Source organism: Komagataeibacter sucrofermentans DSM 15973, assembly GCF_040581405.1.
Taxonomy (GTDB): Bacteria; Pseudomonadota; Alphaproteobacteria; order Acetobacterales; family Acetobacteraceae; genus Komagataeibacter; species Komagataeibacter sucrofermentans.
Genome location: NZ_CP137157.1, coordinates 1,976,144 through 1,994,767 on the forward strand (window position 1 = coordinate 1,976,144; position 18,624 = coordinate 1,994,767).

At 63.9% G+C, this 18,624-nt stretch carries 17 protein-coding genes and 1 riboswitch; of the genes, 7 read left to right on the top strand and 10 right to left on the bottom strand.

Annotation, left to right across the window (positions count from 1 at the left end; all coding sequences use genetic code 11):
- The first annotated feature begins 107 nt into the window (after positions 1 to 107).
- Positions 108 to 1,460, top strand: a complete 1,353-nt coding sequence (locus R5N89_RS09450; RefSeq protein WP_110569112.1) for a cytosine permease — start codon at positions 108 to 110, stop codon at positions 1,458 to 1,460.
- Between the two features lie 78 nt (positions 1,461 to 1,538).
- On the opposite strand, the gene R5N89_RS09455 is transcribed toward R5N89_RS09450, so the two are convergent.
- The gene (locus R5N89_RS09455) at positions 1,539 to 3,674 is read right to left on the bottom strand and encodes a beta-N-acetylhexosaminidase (protein WP_110569168.1); all 2,136 of its coding nucleotides are present in this window, start codon (positions 3,672 to 3,674) and stop codon (positions 1,539 to 1,541) included.
- A 245-nt stretch (positions 3,675 to 3,919) separates the two neighbouring features.
- Here R5N89_RS09455 and R5N89_RS09460 point away from each other — a divergent pair, with 245 nt between their 5' ends.
- From R5N89_RS09460 to R5N89_RS09480, 5 genes are all read left to right on the top strand, one after another.
- A complete protein-coding gene (locus R5N89_RS09460; RefSeq protein ID WP_110569113.1) occupies positions 3,920 to 5,281 on the top strand; it encodes a PLP-dependent aminotransferase family protein in 1,362 nt (453 codons plus the stop codon).
- Positions 5,282 to 5,359: 78 nt separating this feature from the next.
- On the top strand, positions 5,360 to 5,656 hold the full coding sequence (locus R5N89_RS09465; RefSeq protein WP_110569114.1) for a putative quinol monooxygenase: 297 nt from the start codon (positions 5,360 to 5,362) through the stop codon (positions 5,654 to 5,656).
- On the top strand, positions 5,646 to 6,818 hold the full coding sequence (locus tag R5N89_RS09470) for an arabinose transporter (RefSeq protein WP_110569115.1): 1,173 nt from the start codon (positions 5,646 to 5,648) through the stop codon (positions 6,816 to 6,818). Before R5N89_RS09465 ends, R5N89_RS09470 begins: the two co-directional genes overlap by 11 nt.
- A gap of 1 nt (position 6,819) precedes the next feature.
- On the top strand, positions 6,820 to 8,028 hold the full coding sequence (locus tag R5N89_RS09475) for a Tm-1-like ATP-binding domain-containing protein (protein WP_110569116.1): 1,209 nt from the start codon (positions 6,820 to 6,822) through the stop codon (positions 8,026 to 8,028).
- On the top strand, positions 8,028 to 8,858 hold the full coding sequence (locus tag R5N89_RS09480) for a phosphoenolpyruvate hydrolase family protein (RefSeq protein WP_110569117.1): 831 nt from the start codon (positions 8,028 to 8,030) through the stop codon (positions 8,856 to 8,858). Before R5N89_RS09475 ends, R5N89_RS09480 begins: the two co-directional genes overlap by 1 nt.
- A gap of 91 nt (positions 8,859 to 8,949) precedes the next feature.
- On the opposite strand, the gene R5N89_RS09485 is transcribed toward R5N89_RS09480, so the two are convergent.
- From R5N89_RS09485 to R5N89_RS09510, 6 genes are all read right to left on the bottom strand, one after another.
- Positions 8,950 to 9,450: a DUF4232 domain-containing protein gene (locus R5N89_RS09485; RefSeq protein WP_110569118.1), complete on the bottom strand. Its 501-nt coding sequence runs from the start codon at positions 9,448 to 9,450 to the stop codon at positions 8,950 to 8,952.
- Positions 9,447 to 9,896, bottom strand: coding sequence for a hypothetical protein (locus tag R5N89_RS09490; protein WP_146220203.1), 450 nt, complete (start codon positions 9,894 to 9,896; stop codon positions 9,447 to 9,449). Before R5N89_RS09490 ends, R5N89_RS09485 begins: the two co-directional genes overlap by 4 nt.
- Complete coding sequence (locus tag R5N89_RS09495) at positions 9,893 to 11,233, bottom strand: voltage-gated chloride channel family protein (protein WP_110569120.1); 1,341 nt, start codon at positions 11,231 to 11,233, stop codon at positions 9,893 to 9,895. Before R5N89_RS09495 ends, R5N89_RS09490 begins: the two co-directional genes overlap by 4 nt.
- A gap of 112 nt (positions 11,234 to 11,345) precedes the next feature.
- A riboswitch (Fluoride riboswitch) is annotated at positions 11,346 to 11,425 on the bottom strand.
- A gap of 155 nt (positions 11,426 to 11,580) precedes the next feature.
- Complete coding sequence (locus R5N89_RS09500) at positions 11,581 to 12,486, bottom strand: glyoxylate/hydroxypyruvate reductase A (protein WP_306345098.1); 906 nt, start codon at positions 12,484 to 12,486, stop codon at positions 11,581 to 11,583.
- A gap of 69 nt (positions 12,487 to 12,555) precedes the next feature.
- Positions 12,556 to 13,428 carry a dimethylarginine dimethylaminohydrolase family protein gene (locus R5N89_RS09505; protein WP_110569122.1) on the bottom strand — a complete coding sequence of 291 codons (873 nt, stop codon included), beginning with the start codon at positions 13,426 to 13,428 and terminating at the stop codon, positions 12,556 to 12,558.
- Between the two features lie 155 nt (positions 13,429 to 13,583).
- Positions 13,584 to 14,126, bottom strand: coding sequence for a Dps family protein (locus R5N89_RS09510; protein WP_110569123.1), 543 nt, complete (start codon positions 14,124 to 14,126; stop codon positions 13,584 to 13,586).
- A 271-nt stretch (positions 14,127 to 14,397) separates the two neighbouring features.
- On the opposite strand from R5N89_RS09510, the gene R5N89_RS09515 reads away from it, so the two are divergent.
- Entirely contained in the window at positions 14,398 to 15,375 is a 978-nt protein-coding gene (locus R5N89_RS09515) for a hypothetical protein (protein WP_110569169.1), read from the top strand.
- 74 nt (positions 15,376 to 15,449) lie between these two features.
- Here the strand turns inward: R5N89_RS09515 and R5N89_RS09520 are convergent, their stop codons facing one another.
- The 3 genes from R5N89_RS09520 to rfbB all read right to left on the bottom strand — a co-directional run bounded on the left by R5N89_RS09520 (position 15,450) and on the right by rfbB (position 18,440).
- Positions 15,450 to 16,220 carry an SDR family oxidoreductase gene (locus tag R5N89_RS09520; RefSeq protein WP_110569124.1) on the bottom strand — a complete coding sequence of 257 codons (771 nt, stop codon included), beginning with the start codon at positions 16,218 to 16,220 and terminating at the stop codon, positions 15,450 to 15,452.
- Positions 16,221 to 16,467: 247 nt separating this feature from the next.
- Entirely contained in the window at positions 16,468 to 17,367 is a 900-nt protein-coding gene (gene rfbA, locus R5N89_RS09525; protein ID WP_110569125.1) for a glucose-1-phosphate thymidylyltransferase RfbA, read from the bottom strand.
- Positions 17,364 to 18,440 carry a dTDP-glucose 4,6-dehydratase gene (gene rfbB, locus R5N89_RS09530; protein ID WP_110569126.1) on the bottom strand — a complete coding sequence of 359 codons (1,077 nt, stop codon included), beginning with the start codon at positions 18,438 to 18,440 and terminating at the stop codon, positions 17,364 to 17,366. Before rfbB ends, rfbA begins: the two co-directional genes overlap by 4 nt.
- Positions 18,441 to 18,624: the final 184 nt, after the last annotated feature.

Consider the following 18,624-nt stretch of genomic DNA (forward strand, 5'->3'; position numbering starts at 1 on the left):
GCCTTGCTGTTTCTGGCCGTGGCGGCATGGGCAGATCGTATCGAAAACCGATCAATATCGTTGCGGACATATATCCATAAGGCCGTTCATCAGGCATAACGCGTTTGATGAACACGGCGTTTGAAACCCACACCATACACCAGATTCCACCCGACCAGCGCCATGGCCGCGCGCGCGACCTGTTCGCGGTCTGGTTCAGCACCAACCTGACCTTGCTCACGGTCGTGACCGGAGCCCTTGGGCCGGGGCTGTTCGGGCTGTCATTCACGTGGTCGGCTATTGCCGTCGTGCTGGGCAATCTGGCGGGGGCCGTGTTCATGGCGCTGCATGCCGCCCAGGGCCCCATGCTGGGCGTGCCGCAGATGGTGCAGAGCCGGGGGCAGTTCGGCTTTTATGGCGCGGTGCCCATCATCGGCCTTGTCGTGCTCATGTATATCGGCTTCGTGGCCTCGAACTTCGTGGTGGGCGGCCAGGCGCTTTATGCCGCCCTGCCCATGACCGGGCGGCGCAACGCGATCCTGCTCATTGCCGTGCTGAGCCTCGTGCCGTGCTGCATGGGCTACCACACCATCCACGCCTGGTCGAAGCTGGTCAGCTGGGTGGCGGGAGCGGTTATTTTATACTGCCTGTGGCTGGGCTATGAAGCCTTTCCGCCCGGCACGCTGCGCGACATGCATGGTTCGGTCGCCGGTTTTTTCAGCACTTTTTCCACTGCGGCGCTGTGGCAGATCGCCTATGCGCCGTATGTGTCGGATTCATCGCGCTACCTGCCCGCCGATGAGGCCGGTCGCCGCACCGCCTTCCTCACCACCTATATCGGCACGGTCATTGGCACGGCGCTATCCATGATTCTGGGCTGCATGATCGCGCTGCACGGGCCGGGCGTATCGGTCGCCACCACGCTGGCCGGGCTGGCGGGGCGGCAGGCAACGCCGGTCATGATCGTGCTGTCGCTTTCCATCGCCCTTGGCAACGCCATGAGCCTGTATGGCGGCGCGCTCTCGGCCATAACCGTGCTCCAGACCTTCATGCCGGACTGGCGGGCCGCCCTGCGCGAACGCCTTGTCGTGACCTGCACGCTGGTGGCGATTGCGCTGGGCATGGCGCTGGGCATGGCCGACAGTTTCATGAAATCCTACGCCGCCTTCCTAGACCTGCTCATGGCCATCATGGTGCCGTGGACCGCCATCAACCTGACCGATTACTACCTGCTGCGCCGTGGCCGTTATGATGTCGCCTCGTTTTTCCGCCGCGATGGCGGGGCGTATGGCTATTGCAACATCCCGGCCCTGTGCGCCTATGGCATCGGCATCGCCATTGAAGTGCCCTTCATGCAGAACGGGTTTCATACCGGCAGCCTGGCCCGTCGCCTGCATGGGGTGGACATATCATGGGTGGTGGGCCTGCTTGTTACCACCGCCTTCTATATCCGCGCCATGACCACGCGCAGGCGCACGTAATCGCGCCCATTCCCCTGTAACGACGGCTGCGGCACGTGGTCCGCTACTGGTCAAAAAGCCTCAAAAGCAACGTCTGATTTACATATGTCCCTGCACCAGCCCCGCAATGGCAGGCGTAATGGCCTGGAGCAGGTCGCCTGCTGGCTGCGGGCTGTTGCGCACTGCCAGCATTGATTCCGAGGCGGCAAACTGGGCCTGCGCCGCCTGTAGCACCGCAGCCACCTGCACCTGATGCGCCGCCAGCGTGCCATCGAGTGCATACAGCCCCACGCAGGCCAGTTCCGCCAGCTGGCCCGATGCGGGCAGCGCCTCGCGCAGGGCCGGGCGGGTGGCCACGACCTGGCGCAGGCGCGCATCGTTATCGCGCCAGTTTTCCAGCCGGGCGCGCAGGCCGGGCGCAAGGTCATGCTGTCCATCCACATAAGCCGCGACATCGCGCGTAAAGGCCGCAGCCTCAAAACTGTCAGGCGTGGCGATATCTGCCACCCGGTCCAGCGCGAGGGGGATGGATGCCGCTGCCACATGGCTCGGGCCAAAAACATGGTTGAGCGCATAATTGCGCACCGGAGTGGTCACGGCCAGCAGGGTGGCAAGCGGGGCAAGGCCATCGGGCGCAAGGCGCGCCATCATGCGGTGGCGGTCAGCTGCGGCACGGTTGCCCAGTATTTCCAGTTCCGCCTGCACCACGGGCAGGCGGCGGGCCAGGGCAGCCTCGTCACGCACGGCGGCAGGCGACCAGAAACGCTCGGCCAGGGCGGCCGCGCGCGGCCACAGGCGGGCATCGAGCATCTCCTCGCTCACGATCTCGGTCCATAACGCCGCCTCCGCCCCCAGCACCAGCCCATCCTGCGCCGTGGTCATGGAGGCGGCGGGATCGAGGGCAAAAGGCGCAAGGGCAGGCGCATGGGCCGCGGCCACCTGATCGGGCGGCAGGCCATTGCCCAGCGGGTCCAGCGGGTCAACACGGTAATGCTCGGCCGCAGGCAGCAGCAGGTCGAGATAATACCCCGCCGAGACCACCACCGGATGCCCCGCCGCCGTGGCCTGCGCCGTATAGCGCGAGCCACGCCACGGCTCGATCACGATGCCGGGGGAGGCTGGTGCATCGAGCAGTTCATCCCAGCCCATCATGGTCTTGCCCTCATGCGCCACAATGGCCTGCACGCGGCGGGTAAAGGCAGCCTGCATGGCCGTGGCGCTGGCATAGCCATGCTGCTGCATGAAAGCGCTGATGCGGGGGTTTGCCGTCCATTCATCGGGCCGCACCTCATCGCCACCGACATGGAAATAGGCATCGGGGAACAGGCCCGCCATTTCATGGTAGAGCCGGGCCAGAAACACATAGGTATCAGGATTTGTGGGGTCGAATGCGGCGCGCACCACCCGTTTGGGGTCGAGCGGGGCTGTAACAGGCTGGGCGGCATATTGCGGATAGGCCAGCAGCATGGCGTAGCTGTGGCCCGGCGCATCGAATTCCGGCACAACCCGGATGCCGCGATCCGCTGCATGGGCCACAAGGTCGCGCACCTGCTGCTGGGTATAATATTCCCCGTGCGATGCCACCTGCTGCAGGCGCGGATAGACCCTGCTTTCCACCCGGAAGCCCTGCCCGTCAGACAGGTGCAGGTGCAGCACGTTGAGCTTGGTCAGTTCCATCATGTCGAGCTGCCGCTCAAGGGCCGCGGGCGACATGAAATGACGGCTGACATCCACCAGCATGCCGCGCCATGCAAAACGCGGGCTGTCATCAATCTCGGCCCCATCCAGCACCGGCCCCGCCTCGCCGGGTTCAACAAGTTGCAGGAGTGTCGCCAGCCCGCGCAGCACGCCCGCCGGCCCATCGGCCACCAATGCCGCGCCGTTGGTCCCCGTGCGCAACTGGTAGTGCTCGCGCATATGGATCGAGAGCATGTCCGGGTCGGCGTGCTGGCAGTTGATGCGCAGCACCAGCCCCGCAGGCGTGCCTGCCACCGCCGGGCGCGCGCTCAGGGCGGCCAGACGCTGCTCGAAACGCGCTACCGCCCGCTCCAGCAATGGGGACCGCACGCCCTGCCATTGCACCTGCACCCCGCCCGCAAGCGGCAGGGCACCCTCCTGCGGCAGGTACTGCACGGGCTGCGGCATCAGGGCCGGGGCGGCCAGCACTGGCGTGCAGGCCATGCCCGCGCAGAGCAGAACCATGGCAAAGGGGCGAATACGGCGTGGAAAGCGCATGATGAACATTATTCCGTTAAAGGCACCCCATCGTGCCTCATCATGCCGCTACAGGCCAGCACCACCGCCTTGCGCCAGACCGCGCGCGACGCTGGCAATGACGGGCATTACAGCATATAAAATATTATACGTGCGATAATTTCAAAAAGCCTGCCGGCAATTCCCGCCAGCGCCCTGCCGGTTCCGCCCCCTGCCCCGACCTGCTATGGCTGGGCCACCCCAACAGGATTCAGGTCTGTCACGTCATGCGCCTGCGCTCCCCCTGGCAGCCGCGCCTGCCCGCAGGCGACGGCCCACCCGCCGAACGGCTGGCCGATGCCCTGGCCGGTGACATCCTTGGCGGCCGACTGCAATCAGGCGACCGCCTGCCCGCGCACCGCCCGCTGGCCTGGCAGCTTGGCATCGGCATTGGCAGCGTCACGCGGGCTTACGCCACGCTTGAGCGGCGCGGACTGGTGCGCAGCGTGCGCGGTCGGGGCACCTTTGTCGCCGCCAGCCCCAACGGCACGGGGCAGGTGCTCGACCTTTCGGCTAACATGCCGCCACCCATGTTCAGCGACCGCGCACTGGCCCGCACTTTGGCCCGCCTTGCCCGCACGGTCGATCCGGCGCTGTTCAATGTCTATCCGCCCGTGGCGGGCCATATCGAACACCGGCGCATCATGGCCCACTGGCTGGCGGAACTCGGCGTGGATCTCTCGCCCGAGCACCTGCTGCTGACCAGCGGGGCGCAACAGGCCCTTGGCGTGGCGCTTGCCGCCGCACGCAAGGCCGCCCCCGTTATGCTGACCGAGGCCCTGACCTATCCCGGCATGCTCGGCCTCGCGCAGCAGGCTGGCATGCCCGTGCAGGGCCTGCCCATGGATGCGCAGGGCCTGTTGCCCGAAGCACTCGCGCGCGCCCTGCGCCATCATGCCCCCGGGCGCTGCGTGCTCTATGTCACGCCCACCATGCACAACCCCACCACCGCCACCATGAGCGCAGGCCGCAGGCACGACATTGCACGCCTGTGCCGCCACCATGATGCGCTGATTATTGAAGATGACGTCTATGACTGCGTACATGACACCGCCCTGCCCCCGCTGGTGACGCTGGCCCCGGAGCGGACCTTTTATGTCAGCAGCCTGTCAAAAACCCTTAGCCCCGGCCTGCGCATCGGGGCACTCGCCCCGCCACAGGGGTTCATGCAGGCGGCCCGTGACGCGCTGCTGAGCGCATCGCTCATGATCGCCCCGCTCTCCTATGCCATGATGGCGCAATGGATGCTTGATGGCACGGCGGCTTCCGTGCGGCAGTCGCTGCGTGGCGAGGCGGGACGGCGGCGGGCACTGGCCTTGTCCGTGCTTGGTCCGCACCTTGCGCCACCACCCTATGATGCCTTCCATGCGTGGATGCCCATGCCACTCGCCCGTGCGCGGTGGTTCGGGGCGGAAGCAGCCAAACAGGGCGTGAAAGTGACCCTGCCCCAACCCTTTATGGCCTGCACACGGGCCGATGCGCAGGCGGGCATTCGCCTGTGCCTTGGCCCAACACCCCTGCCTGACCTGCGCGAGGCCCTGCACCGGCTGCGCCATGTGCTTGATGGCATGAACAATAGTGTCACGTGACACTTTCTTCGTAGAAGGAAAGTGTCACACCACCCTATGCTCGCCACACCATAGAACACATCTGGCGAGGATATTTTAATGACAGCGCAGCCCATCACGGTCATTGCAACGCTCCGCGTCCTGCCGGGGCATGAAACGGCAGCGCTCGAGGCCATCCGCCATTGCGTGGCGCTATCGCGGCAGGAGGCGGCCAACCTGTCCTATCAATGCCATCGTGACATCAACGACCCCGCCGTTTTTGTATTTGTCGAGCGCTGGGCCAGCCCCGAAGCCCTGACGGCCCATGAAGAAACACCGCACTTCCAGGCCATGAAGGCCGTGTTCGCCACGGCACTCGCCGCCCCGATTCAGGTGCACATTACCCGTGAACTCTGAGTCCGCATCGCTGCGCCAGCTTGGCCGTCTCGCCATTGCGCTGTTCCTCGCCTACATGGCCGTGGCATTGCCGCTGGCCGCCATACCGGTGGCCGTGCTGCACTGGCCGGGTTACGGCAACGGGCTGGCTGGGCTTGCGGTGGGCATTGCTTTCTTTTCCACCATTCTCAGCCGCAACCACGCGGGCCAGATGGCCGATACAAAAGGCGGCAGGCCGTGCATGCGCACGGGCCTGATGGTGTATGTCGCCGCCAGCCTGATCTGCGTGCTGGCAGCGCTTCCGGGCCTGAGCGATGGCGCGCGCTACGCCATCCTGATCATCGGCAGGCTCCTGCTGGGGGTGGGCGAAAGCCTGACCATTGTGGGCATGCTGGGCTGGGGCATAGGCCTGGTGGGGCAGGCGCGCGCGGGCCGCGTGCTGGCCTGGACCGGGGCGGCCATGTACGGCGCCTTTGCCGTGGGCGGCCCGATCGGGCTGGCGCTTTACCAGCATGCCGGGCTGGGCGGGCTTATGGGCGTGTCCGCCCTGCTGCCGCTGGTGGGGCTGGCGCTGGTGCACACCATACCCGCTACCCCGACCCATGCAGGCGGCAGGCCGCCATTCTGGCAGGTTCTGGGCACCATTCGCTGGCAGGGCATGGCCGTGGCCCTTCAGGGCGTGGGCTTTGCGGCACTGGGCGCGTTCCTGCCGCTGCGCTTCATTGCGGCGCACTGGCCTGGCGCCGGGCTGGGGCTGACCTGTTTTGGTACTGCCTTCGTGGCCGGACGCTTCGTGTGCGGGCATCTGCCCGACCGGATTGGCGGGCTGCGCGTTGCGCTGCTGTCGCTTGTGGTCGAGGCGGCGGGGCAATACCTGCTCTGGCTTGCTCCCTCACCCGTGCTGGCGCTGACGGGCGCGTTGCTGACCGGAGCGGGGTGCTCAATGGTCTTTCCCGCCCTCGGGGTCGAAGTGGTGCGGCTGGTTGCGCCTGCCATGCGGGCCACAGCACTGGGTGGCTTCGCGGCATTTCAGGATCTGGCCTATGGCGCCACCGGCCCACTGGCGGGGTTGCTGGCCGACCGGTGTGGCTACCCGGTCGTGTTCGTGCTGGGCGGGGCGTGCGCCACGCTGGGCGCGGGCATTGTGCTGGTACTGCTGAACGGCCAGCGGGCGGAGGCATGACATGAGTTCTGGCCATGTTTACATTCTGGGTACCTGCGACACCAAGCAGGCTGAACTGACCTATCTGCGCCAGACCCTGCGCGAGAGCGGAATTTCTGCGCTGATTGTCGATATCGGCACGCGGCATGCGGGGCGCGCGGCGGATATCAGCGCCCGTACTGTCGCCCGCTTTCACCCACGGGGAGAAGATTACGTCTTCTGTGGCGACCGGGGGCGGGCCATCGCTGCCATGGCCGAGGCGCTGCGCCTGTTTTTATGCGCACGCACCGACATGCGCGGCGTGCTGGCCATTGGCGGCTCAGGCGGCACGGCGCTGGTGGCCCCGGCCCTGCAGGCGCTGCCCATTGGCCTGCCCAAGCTGGTGGTCTCGACCGTGGCCTCGGGCAATACCGCGCCTTATGTTGGGGGTGCTGACATCGCCATGCTCTATCCGGTGACGGACATGGAGGGGCTGAACCGCATCTCACGCGTGGTGCTGGGCAATGCGGCCCACGCCATGGCGGGCATGGCACACACACCCTGCCACCCCACGCCCGACCCGCGCCCCGCCATTGGCCTGACCATGTTTGGCGTGACAACGCCGTGCGTGGAGCAGGTCGTGCACCAGCTTTCCAGCCGGTTTGACTGCCTTGTGTTTCACGCCACCGGCACCGGCGGCCGCGCCATGGAGCGGCTGGCCGATGACGGGATGATAAGCGGCTTTATCGACACCACACTGACCGAGTTCTGCGATTACGTGGCAGGCGGCATTTTCCCCTGCGATGCCGACCGGCTTGGCGCCGTCATCCGCACGGGGCTGCCTTACGTGGGCAGTTGCGGCGGGCTGGACATAATCAATTTTGGCGCCCGCGCCAGTGTGCCCGCCCATTACAAAGACCGCGTGTTTGTCGAGCACAACCCCCAGATCACCCTCATGCGCACGAGCGCTGCGGAATGCCGGGCCATGGGCCACATGATTGGCCACCAGCTCAACCGCTGCCCCGGCGAAGTGCGCTTTCTCTACCCCGAGGGCGGTTTTTCCGTGCTCGACCAGCCCGGTGGCCCGTTTCATGACCCTGCCGCTGATGAAGCCTTTTATGCGGCCCTGACCGAAACACTGGAGCAGACCCCGCGCCGCAGGCTGATCCGCCTTCCCCATGCGATCAACGACCCGGCCTTTGCTGCGGCGCTGGCGCATGAATTTTTGCATCTTTATGGAGACCAGAACTGATGCCCCGTATTCCCCGTAGTGAAATCCTGGCCCGCTTTCGCAGCATGATTGCCGCGCGCACGCCCATCGTGGGCGGTGGCGCGGGCACCGGCCTGTCCGCCAAATGCGAGGCGGCAGGCGGCATTGACCTGATCGTCATCTACAATTCCGGGCGTTACCGCATGGCGGGCCGTGGCTCGCTGGCGGGCCTGCTGGCCTATGGCAACGCCAACCAGATCGTGATGGACATGGCGCGCGAAGTGCTGCCCGTGGTGCCCCACACCCCCGTGCTGGCCGGGGTGAACGGCACCGACCCGTTCGTGGATTTTGACGTGTTCCTTGATGACGTGAAGCGGGTCGGGTTTTCGGGCATCCAGAACTTTCCCACCGTGGGGCTGATTGACGGCAATTTCCGCAAGAACCTTGAGGAAACCGGCATGAGCTACAGCCTTGAGGTGGATGTGGTGGCCCGCGCCCACAAAAAAGACCTGCTGACCACGCCTTACGTGTTCGACCCCGCACAGGCGGTGGACATGGCCAGGGCGGGCGCTGACGTGCTGGTGGCCCATATGGGGCTGACGACAGGCGGCGCGATTGGCGCGGAGACGGCGCTGACGCTGGATGACTGCATTACGCAGATCAACGCGATCATCGACGCCGCGCGCAGCGTGCGCCCCGACATCATCACCCTGTGCCATGGCGGCCCGATCGCCATGCCCGCCGATGCGCAGAAAGTGCTCGCGGCCTGCCCGGACTGCCACGGCTTTTATGGCGCATCGAGCATGGAACGGCTGCCGGTTGAAGTGGCGCTGACCGAGCAGACCCGCAACTTCAAGGCCCTGTCGCGCTGAAGATAAAACAATAAAAGTTTTGGGATGCTGCCTTTTTTAAAAAGGCGGCGTTCTTTACGAAGCTTTTTGAAAAAAGCTTCGCCAAAAACTTTTATCCGGCTTCAGGCGGTCCCTCGGTCCATGGCTGCTGCTCGATCGCAGGGGGGCTGTTGGCGGGGCCGCACAGGGTACGGGCAAAACCATGCCGCACCCGCCCGTGGCGCAAGGGCAGCACAAGGGTTGCCGGTGTCTTGCATGCACCAGGATCAAACACATCACCTGAAACCCAGCGCAGGGCGGTTTTCATCTGCCCGCCCGCAGGCAGCACCATGGCCGGCGCAGGCACGGCCTGCTGCCATGTCACGGCAACGCGGTGGTGGCGGGCATCCTCAAACGCGAGCGGCTTCATGTGCGCAACCGAGCAGGCGCGCGCGCCGGTGTTGCGCACGATAACCCATGCGCCGCTGTGCATCATGCCATTGAATGCGCCCTGCCCGTCATCAAGGCTTAATGCCATCTGCCGTGCCTTGCAGTCAGGCACTGTCGTGGCCCGCGCCTGTAGCGGCAGGCTCCATAGCGTGAGGGCCAGCAGCCCCGCGATCCTGCCTTTCATGGTCCGGCCCGCACTGGCCCGGTGGGCGTTACGTCAAAATGCACCACGTGCCCGGTGGCAGGATCAAGGTGGCAGGCCCATGCAAAACCGAACCACTCAATGCCATTGGCCGCCCGCAGAAACTGCCCCCGCCCCGACACCAGCGCAGCACTTGCCACGACCTGACTGTCCGGCCCCGCATCCTGCAGAAAAAAGCGGTGCGGCTGGCTGCCCATGCGCACCAGCACACCACGTGCGGCATTCTGGCACAAAAAGGTGGTCATCTGCCACGCCATGTCCTGCCCCTGCACGGCGTGGCGCGTGGCGGGGTCAGCAATGCGGCTGATCTGCCGGTCGATGATCCGCTTTTCAGCCACGGAGGGGCCTGCCATGACAGCAGCACCACAGGCAGGCCGCAGCATGGCCAGCAGGCCCAGCCCGGCGCACAGGCAACGCATCGTGTTCATGTTTTTGATCCCCCTATGCGGACCTGCCGCAGCGCCATGCCAGTCATGGTGCCCGCGTGATGCCGCTTGGGCACGGCAACGCGCTGGGACAGGTAGATACCCGAATGACCCGAGCACATATAGGCCACGAAACAGCCCGTGGCGAAATAGACGATATCTGCCGTGCCGAACAGTTCCACCCCCATGAGCGTACAGGCCAGCGGCGTATTGGCCGCCCCCGCAAATACCGCGACAAACCCCACCCCTGCCAGCAAATCCGCCGGGGCGTGCAGCAACGGGGCCAGCGCATTGCCCAGACCCGCCCCGATGAAGAACAGTGGCGTGACCTCGCCGCCCTTGAAGCCCGCCGCCAGCACGACCACCGTAAAGACCAGCTTCCAAGCCCATGCCAGCGGATAATGCCCAGCCCCGAAGAAGTCGCTGATCGACGCTCCGCCCGCCTCGGGTGCGATAATGCCCAGCCCCAGATAATCACGCGAGCCGCACAGCCACACCAGCGCTATGGTGGCAATCCCGCCCAATGCGGGCCGCAGCCACGCAATCGGGCATAGCTGCCGCAGGCGGGCTGCCAGCCGGTGCACCGATTCCGCAAATACGAGGCTGGCCAGCCCGAAGGCCACCGCCGCCACCATGACCTTGCCCAGAAGCAGCAGGTCGGCATGAAAAAAATGTCCATCCGGCCCTGCGTAGCCCTGAAAGGCCAGATGATAGGGCACATGCTCGATGCCCCAGGCATGGCATGCCCAGTCCGCCACGATGGCGCTTACGGCCACGGGCACCAGGGCATCATAATCAATGCGCCCCACCCGGATCACTTCCATGCCGAACACCGCCCCCGCCACCGGCGTGCCGAACACGGCGGAAAACCCCGCCGCGATGCCGGACATGAGCAGAACCCGGATTTCGTACGGGTTGGTCAGCCGCCACACCCGCCCCACCGTGCTGGCAATGCTGCCGCCCATCTGCACCGCCGTGCCCTCGCGCCCGACCGATGCCCCGAACAGGTGGCTGACCACCGTGCCAATGAGCACCAGCGGCGCCATGCGCAGGGGCACGCCGCCGCCGGGTGCGTGAATCTGGTCCACGATTAGGTTATTGCCCCCCTCCGCCGCGCGACCAAAAACGTGATAGAGCCCCCCCACGGCAACACCCGCCACCGGCAGGGCGTAAAGCAGCCACGGGTGCAGCAGGCGTGTGTGCGCCGCCTGGTCGAGCAGCCACAAAAACAGGGCGCACAGCGTGCCCACGCAGGCCGCCATGGGCAGCAGCAGACTGGCCCATCTGAGCAGCCCCCCCGACTGGCGGGCCACAGCCCGCGCAAGTGCAACGATATTCATGATATTTACGCTAAACCCGGCATTCAGGATGGAACAGCAGGCCAGCCAGCCTGCTCGTGGATCATGGCTGTACGATACGCTACACGGACTCCTCCCCTTGTTGCCATAAAGGCAGTGGGCAGGAATCATCAGCCCCCTTGCGGGCAGCGGTTCGACCAGCATGGTCCGGCAGAATCCATTGCCGTATTCATTTAAAAAAGCCCGTATCGCCCTGAGGGTCAACTATGGAAATACGTGGCCCGGCAGCCCCCGTCCTTCCCCCAATAAAAAGAACGCCACCTTTTGAAAAAAAGGCGGCACCCCAAAACTTTTATTATCTTTCAAGCACCTTGTGCCAGTTTTCGAATTCAGTATCCCCGCCTGGTGTCGCACAGCAGGGCGGGCCGCTCGTTGCGCTCCAACTGCCCGATCACCTCCACCACATAACGCGCCTGTGCCTCCCGTGAGGCTTCAGAGGCCACATGCGGGGTAATGGTCACGCGCTCATGGCGCCATAACGGATCATCGGGTGGCAGGGGTTCGGGCGCCACCACATCAAGCACCGCGCCGCCGAGCACGCCCTCATCAAGCGCGCGCAGCAGGTCGGCCTGCACCACATGGTCGCCACGCCCGACATTGACCAGCCCGGCCCCGCGCGGCAGTTGCGCCAGCAGGGCATAATCGATCATGCCGCGCGTCTGCGGCGTGCTAGGCAGCAGGTTGACCACAATATCCACATCACGCAAAAAATCGGGCAGCCCTGAAGGCCCGGCAAAAGTGCGGATGCCCGGCACCACCTGCGCCGAACGCCGCCACCCCGAAACCTGAAAGCCGACCTGAAGCAGCTTGCGGCCCACATGCGCGCCCAGGTGCCCCATGCCCATTATGCCCACGCGGGTCTGGCTGCTGGTGGGCGTGCTGGTGCGCGGGTTATGCCATTGATGCGCATTTTGCTGCACGGCCCATGTCCGCCCCCCGCGCAGCAGGCCGAGCGTGGCCCACAACACGTAATCAGCCATCAGCGCCGCTGTCTGTTCACCCCCCATGCGCACGAGGGGCACATGCCGCGGAAAGACAGGATTATCGAGCAGATGATTGACCCCGGCCCCCGTGCAGATGATGGCCCGCATGCCCCCCATGCGGGCAAGGTCATCTGCCGTGGGGTTCCATATCAGCGCATAATCATCAGCCGTGATTTCCAGCGCCGGGTCGTGCCATGCGGCAACGGGCAGATCGGGTGCAACATGCTGAAAGGCGGCGCGCCACCCGGGCATGGCGGCAGGTCCGTCAGAACTGATGACAAGCCTTGGCATTTCTTCTCCCATTCCGTGTCCTGCAGCCCTTCAGGCTGGCAGGAGAGATTTACGGCGCAGAGGCATGGTCATGCAATGAATGCTACCCCCGCCCTGCGAAAACTGGTCAAGGGCCGGGTCAAGCACGCGCAGCCCCTCGGCGCGCAGCATCTGGTTGATGCGTGTGCAATGGCGCGGGCTGACCACGCGCTCGCGCCCGAGGGCCAGCACGTTGCAGCCCATGTCGCGCATGGCCTCCTTGTAACTGACCGGCAGCAGACGGATGCCCTGGGCGCGGAACCAGTCCAGGTCTTCATCGGCAATCACATCCACCGCCGCGATGGCAAGGTTCTCGGCCACCATGGTGAAGATGACGTCAAGATGCAGGAAGTGCTCGGGGAAGCGGATCATGCGGCACGTCCAGCCTGCCGCCTCGAACCAGTTGATGAACTCGGCGGCACCCGCCTCGTCCGTGCGGCCTCCGCTTACGCCCACCGCCAGCAGGCCAGGGCGGATGATATGGATGTCGCCTCCTTCGATATGGCCTGTGGTGCAGGTCCGCCATATCTCGTCAGGGGCGTAGAATTCATGGATCGGCCTGATCTCGGCCCGGCGCTCGGGGCGGGCAAGACGGGTGACCACGGTGCCGAATGGCGTGGTCTGTGAACTGTCGCGGGTATAGACCTCGTAGGGCATGCCCTCATGCGGGGTCAGGTAATGACAGGCGACCTGCTCTCCCTCCAGTGCAGCCACGAGTTCGCGGAACTGCGCCCCCAGCGCGGCCCGGTCGATGCGCGCGCCACGCGCCATGCTGCTGATGGCGATGTCATTGCTCGGTATCCACGCATAATGATCGGGGGGGCAGAGCAGCACGTCAGCCAGTTCGCCTGTTTCACTATCGATAAACCAGCGATTTGCCGCCATATGCCTGTTATCCTTTACCGTTCAAACATTACGATAGCGGATATACCTGCCCCTTCAAGATACCAATAAGCCGGAGTTTACTTTAGCCGCAGGCAAACTGTGCCGTGATCGCCGGCGCCGCCTGCCTGCCGCGCCAGATGCGTGGCGCGGGATTGTCAGCTATTCGCGCCAAAGGCCGGGCGGGTTGATTCGAACAGGAACCATGTGCGGCGCTCGGTCTCGTCGATCCAGTTTTCGAGCAGGCTGGCTGTCGCCACGTCATTGCCTTCGTCGCACACGGCATGGACGGCACGCAGGCGCGCGGTCAGGGCCAGGTTATCCTCGCGCAGTTCAGCCAGCATGTCCTCGGGCGTCACATACTCGGCATCGTTATCGGCCACTTTGGTCAGCCGCGCGATCTCGCCCACCGAATGCAGGGTATTGCCCCCGATCTTGCGCGCACGCTCGGCCAACGGGTCTGTCATGGCGAAGATCTGGCTGCTCTGCTCATCAAGCAGCAGGTGATAATCGCGGAAATGGCGGCCACTCATATGCCAGTGGAAGTTCTTGGTCTTGATATAAAGCGCAAAAACATCGGCCAGGACCGCTTTCAGCCCTGCCGCGATGTCACGCACCGCCTCGTGCGTGAGGTCGGTTGGCGTGCCGAGATAGGTCCGTACGTGGGCCGCGCCTACTGCGGCTGCCTTGTCTGTCATCATGATCTCCGTGGTTTGTCATCGGGCCGGACACGGGCGCAGGTGCTGCGTCAGCGTCCCTGCGCCCCCAACGCACGGAGGGTGACAGGGTTCATGCCTGCCGTTTTTGTATTGCAATTGATATTCGTTTGCATTAACTGTCAGCTTACTCACGGCGTTATCAGGCAGTTTTCCCAACCGTCGATTTCCCAGCACAGGGCCGTGAAAACTCATGCGGCATCGCCAACCCGTTCCGGCGATGCCGCCCCTTTTTCTTTCCCGCAGGGATCATGCCATGAGCGAGACAACAGGCTGCACGGCCGATTGGCACCTTGAACATTCCACCCCCGACCAGTTGCTGCATTACCTTGATCCCCATTACCCCTTTGCCCGGCAGGCCAATGTGCTGGCCCAGCGCTTCAGGGACGTGCAGGCTTTATGCGACGGCGGCGAGGCAACGCCCGCGCTGACCCGGTTGCGCAATGCGCTGGCGTTCCATCTGATCAAGCTCTCGCGGTGGTGGCGGTTTGATTTCTGCCCGCGCGGGGTCACGGGGGTGAACAACCCGCAGTTCCTCAGCTACGTCAAGAACCATGCCGAACGCAGCGTTGATGATGAAAGCCTGCTCGACGCCTTTACCGCGCAGCGTTACATGCACGCGGGCGATGGTGGTCATATCGCCATACTGGCCCATGATCCGCTGACCGACCCCACGATTTCCATCCTGTATGGCGTGGACGGCCAGCGCGCGTTCCGGTTTGCAACCAGTTCACACGATGCCGAGCCATTATGGAACGGACAGGCCTACCCTGATTTTGCCTCGGCCTGGCTTGCGGCGCGCACGGTGCATGCGCTCGCCTGCGATGACAGCACGGACATGCATGAATTCAAAACCGCGCAGCGCGAGCATATGTGGGCGCGCGCCTGGCACCGGCAGCACTTCCACCGCAGCCGCAAGCTGCCGCTCATCCAGCTTTATGCGCAGGCACAGGCACAGCTTTCCAACTGCCAGTCGGCCTTTGGCCGCGCGGAAATGAAAACCGTGGCCGACCGCCTGGCCTTTACCCTGGCGCAGACCGCCTTCCAGCGGCGCATGACCGTGGCTGACCTGATTGAGGAGAGCGACATGCTGGCCATCAACCTGCGTGCCGCCAACACCATAAAGCAGCGCGCGCGGGCTTATGTGGCGACATGCATCGACCCCGCCCTGAGGCCCGAGATGGATATCCTGCTGGACCGCGTGGTCTCTTACGTGCCCCGGCGGTGCCCCTGAGCGCATGACAAAAAGAACGCCGCCTTTTTGACAGAAGGCGGCACCCAAAACTTTTATTTTACGGGACGCGCGTTTTACTGCGCGGTATAGCCGCCATCAATAACCAGTTCGCTGCCGGTCATGAACTTTGATTCGTCCGATGCCAGGAACACGATGCCGTAGGCAATGTCATCCGGCTCGCCCAGATGACCAAGCGGGTGCAGGTCGATCAGCTTCTGCCGGGCGGCAAGCTGGTCCGGGGTCGCGGCGGTCAGGCCCTGCACCATGGGGGTCCAGATATAGCCGGGGTGAACGGAGTTGACGCGGATCTTGTAGCCCGCCTTGGCGCAGTGCAGCGCTGCCGATTTGGTGAACAGCCGCACGCCGCCCTTGCTGGCATTATAGGCCGCGAGCGTGGGGTCACCCACCAGTCCCTCGATGGAGGACAGGTTGATGATCGACCCGCCGCCATGCGGCTTCATGGCCTCGATGGCGTAGCGCGTGCCTAAAAACACACCATCCAGATTGACCGACTGCACGCGCCGCCACTCTTCAAGGCTGGTCTGTTCGACCGTGCCGGTATAGGCGATGCCAGCATTGTTGACCGCAATATCCAGCCGCCCGAAACGGGCCTGCACGGCGGCCATGGCCTGCTGCCAGCTTGCCTCATCGGTTACGTTGAGGGTCACGAACATCGCCTCGCCGCCAGCGGCTTCAATTTCGGCCACCACGGCCTCGCCTTCGGTTTCCTTGAGGTCGGCTATGACAACTTTCGCCCCCTCGCGGGCCAGAAGCTGGGCCGTGGCCCGGCCAATGCCAAGTGCTGCCCCGCTGACAAGGGCGACTTTTCCCGATACGCGTCCCATGAATACTCTCCTGCTTTTCCATGAACCTGCGCGCAGGCGCCTCAGAAATCGAGCCGTCTTGTCCGCCAGGTTTTCGCTACCCTGCCGGATCCGCTCTTACGCCTCAATGACACGCGTCAGGTTCTTTTAAATATGAACAACGGCCTGAAGCAGCCGGATTTCATATTTAAAAGAACACCGCCCTTTTTCTCAAAAGGGCGGCATCCGGAATCTTTTATTATTTACAGATGCAGCCCCCGCTCAGGCCCTACCCCTCGCCATGGGAGATGGCCATGAGCGCCTTGCCCAGTTCGGTCTTGATCATGCCCTTGGCATAGGCTTCAAGTCCGGCTGCATCAATGAACCCCATGCGGAAGGCCACCTCATGGGGCGAGCCAACCAGCAGCCCCTGCCGGGACTGGATGGTCTGCACGAACTGTCCGGCCTGCATCAGGCTGTCGGGCATGCCGGCATCAAGCCATGCGCAGCCACGGCCAAGGCGCTGCACATGCAGTTCATCGGATTGCAGGTAAAGGCGGTTGAGATCGGTAATTTCCAGTTCACCGCGCGGCGAAGGCTTGAGGCTGCGCGCATATTCACGCACGCGACCATCATAGAAATACAGCCCCGTCACGGCCCAGTTTGATTGGGGGGCGGTGGGTTTTTCAACAATATCAATTGCATGCCCATCCTGGGCAAAACTCACCACGCCATAACGCTCGGGGTCGCGCACCTGATAGGCAAAGACTGTGGCCCCGCTTGGCCGGGTGGCGGCGGCACGCATCTGTTTGCCCAGATGGTCGGCAAAGATCAGGTTATCGCCCAGAATGAGCCCGCAGGGGGAATCATCAAGCCAGTCATCGGCAATGACAAAAGCCTGGGCAATGCCATCAGGCGAAGGCTGCTCACGGTAGGTGAAGGTAACGCCCATATCCGCGCCATCACCCAGCAGGCGGCGGAACAGTGGCAGGTCGGCCGGGGTGGAAATGATCATGATATCGCGTATCCCCGCCAGCATGAGCGTGGAAAGCGGATAGAAGATCATCGGCTTGTCATAGACCGGCAGCAGCTGCTTGCTCACCGCCAGTGTCATGGGGTGCAGGCGCGTGCCCGATCCGCCTGCCAGAAGAATGCCCTTGGTCGGCTTTGCGCTACCGTGTTCGCTCATGCTGCTGTTCCCATCTTGTCACCTGTCTGCCCAAGGCGCTTGCCATCGTAGCGGGCGGCGCGGATGCCCTCCCACCAGGCGCGGTTATCGAGGTACCACTGCACCGTGCGGCGGATACCGTGCTCAAAATCATGTTTTGCCCGCCACTCCAGCGCCTGCTCGGCATGGGTGGGGTCAATTTCGTAACGGAAATCATGACCCGGACGGTCATGCACATGCCGGATCAGGCGCGCATGCGGGCCTGCAAGGTCGGGGCGCAGTTCATCCAGAATGCCGCAGATCGCTTCAACCACCTGCATGTTGGTGCGGGGCTGGCGGGCGCCGATGGCATAGGTCTCGCCGGGCTGGCCGCGTTCGACCGCGCGGACCAGCGCTTCGGCGTGATCCTCGACAAACAGCCAGTCGCGCACGTTCTGCCCGCTGCCATAAACCGGCAGTTCACGCCCTTCGATGGCGTTGATGGTGACCAGCGGGATCAGCTTTTCGGGGAAGTGCCACGGGCCGTAATTGTTCGTGGTGTTGGTAACAAACGTGGGCAGGCCATAAGTATGGTACCATGCCCGCACCAGATGATCGGATGACGCCTTGGAGGCGGAATACGGGCTGCGCGGGTCATAGGGCGTGTGTTCATTGAATGGCGGATCCCCCATCTCGAGCGCGCCAAAGACTTCATCGGTCGAGATGTGGTGAAAGCGGAAAGCCTTGCGACGCGCTTCATCCTGCTGCACCCACCACCGCCGCGCGGCCTCGAGCAGCGTATAGGTGCCCACGATGTTGGTGCTGACAAACGTGCCCGGCCCATCGATGGAGCGGTCCACATGGCTTTCGGCGGCAAGATGCATGACCGCATCAGGCGCGAACTGCTCGAATACCCGGTCCATGGCCTGCTGGTCGGTAATATTGGCGACCTCCAGCCTGTAACGCCCGCTGTCGGCAGCATCTTCCGTTGCTTTTATACTTGCGGCATAGGTCAGCGCATCCACATTGACAATCTCATGCGTGGTATGCCGGACCAGATACCGCACGACCGCCGAGCCGATGAACCCGCAGCCACCCGTTATCAGTATTCGCATTTCCTACTCCCTCCCCCTTGCCGCGCCAGCCAGGCCAGACGCCCGGGGCAGTGCGGCAGGCCAATTATTTTGCATGGACGTGCCGGACGGAAATATTGGCAATCATATCAGACCCATCACTACTTAACGCTACAGTTAAGGGGGCTTATATGTCATAAATATGAACAAAATCCCTTTAACCATG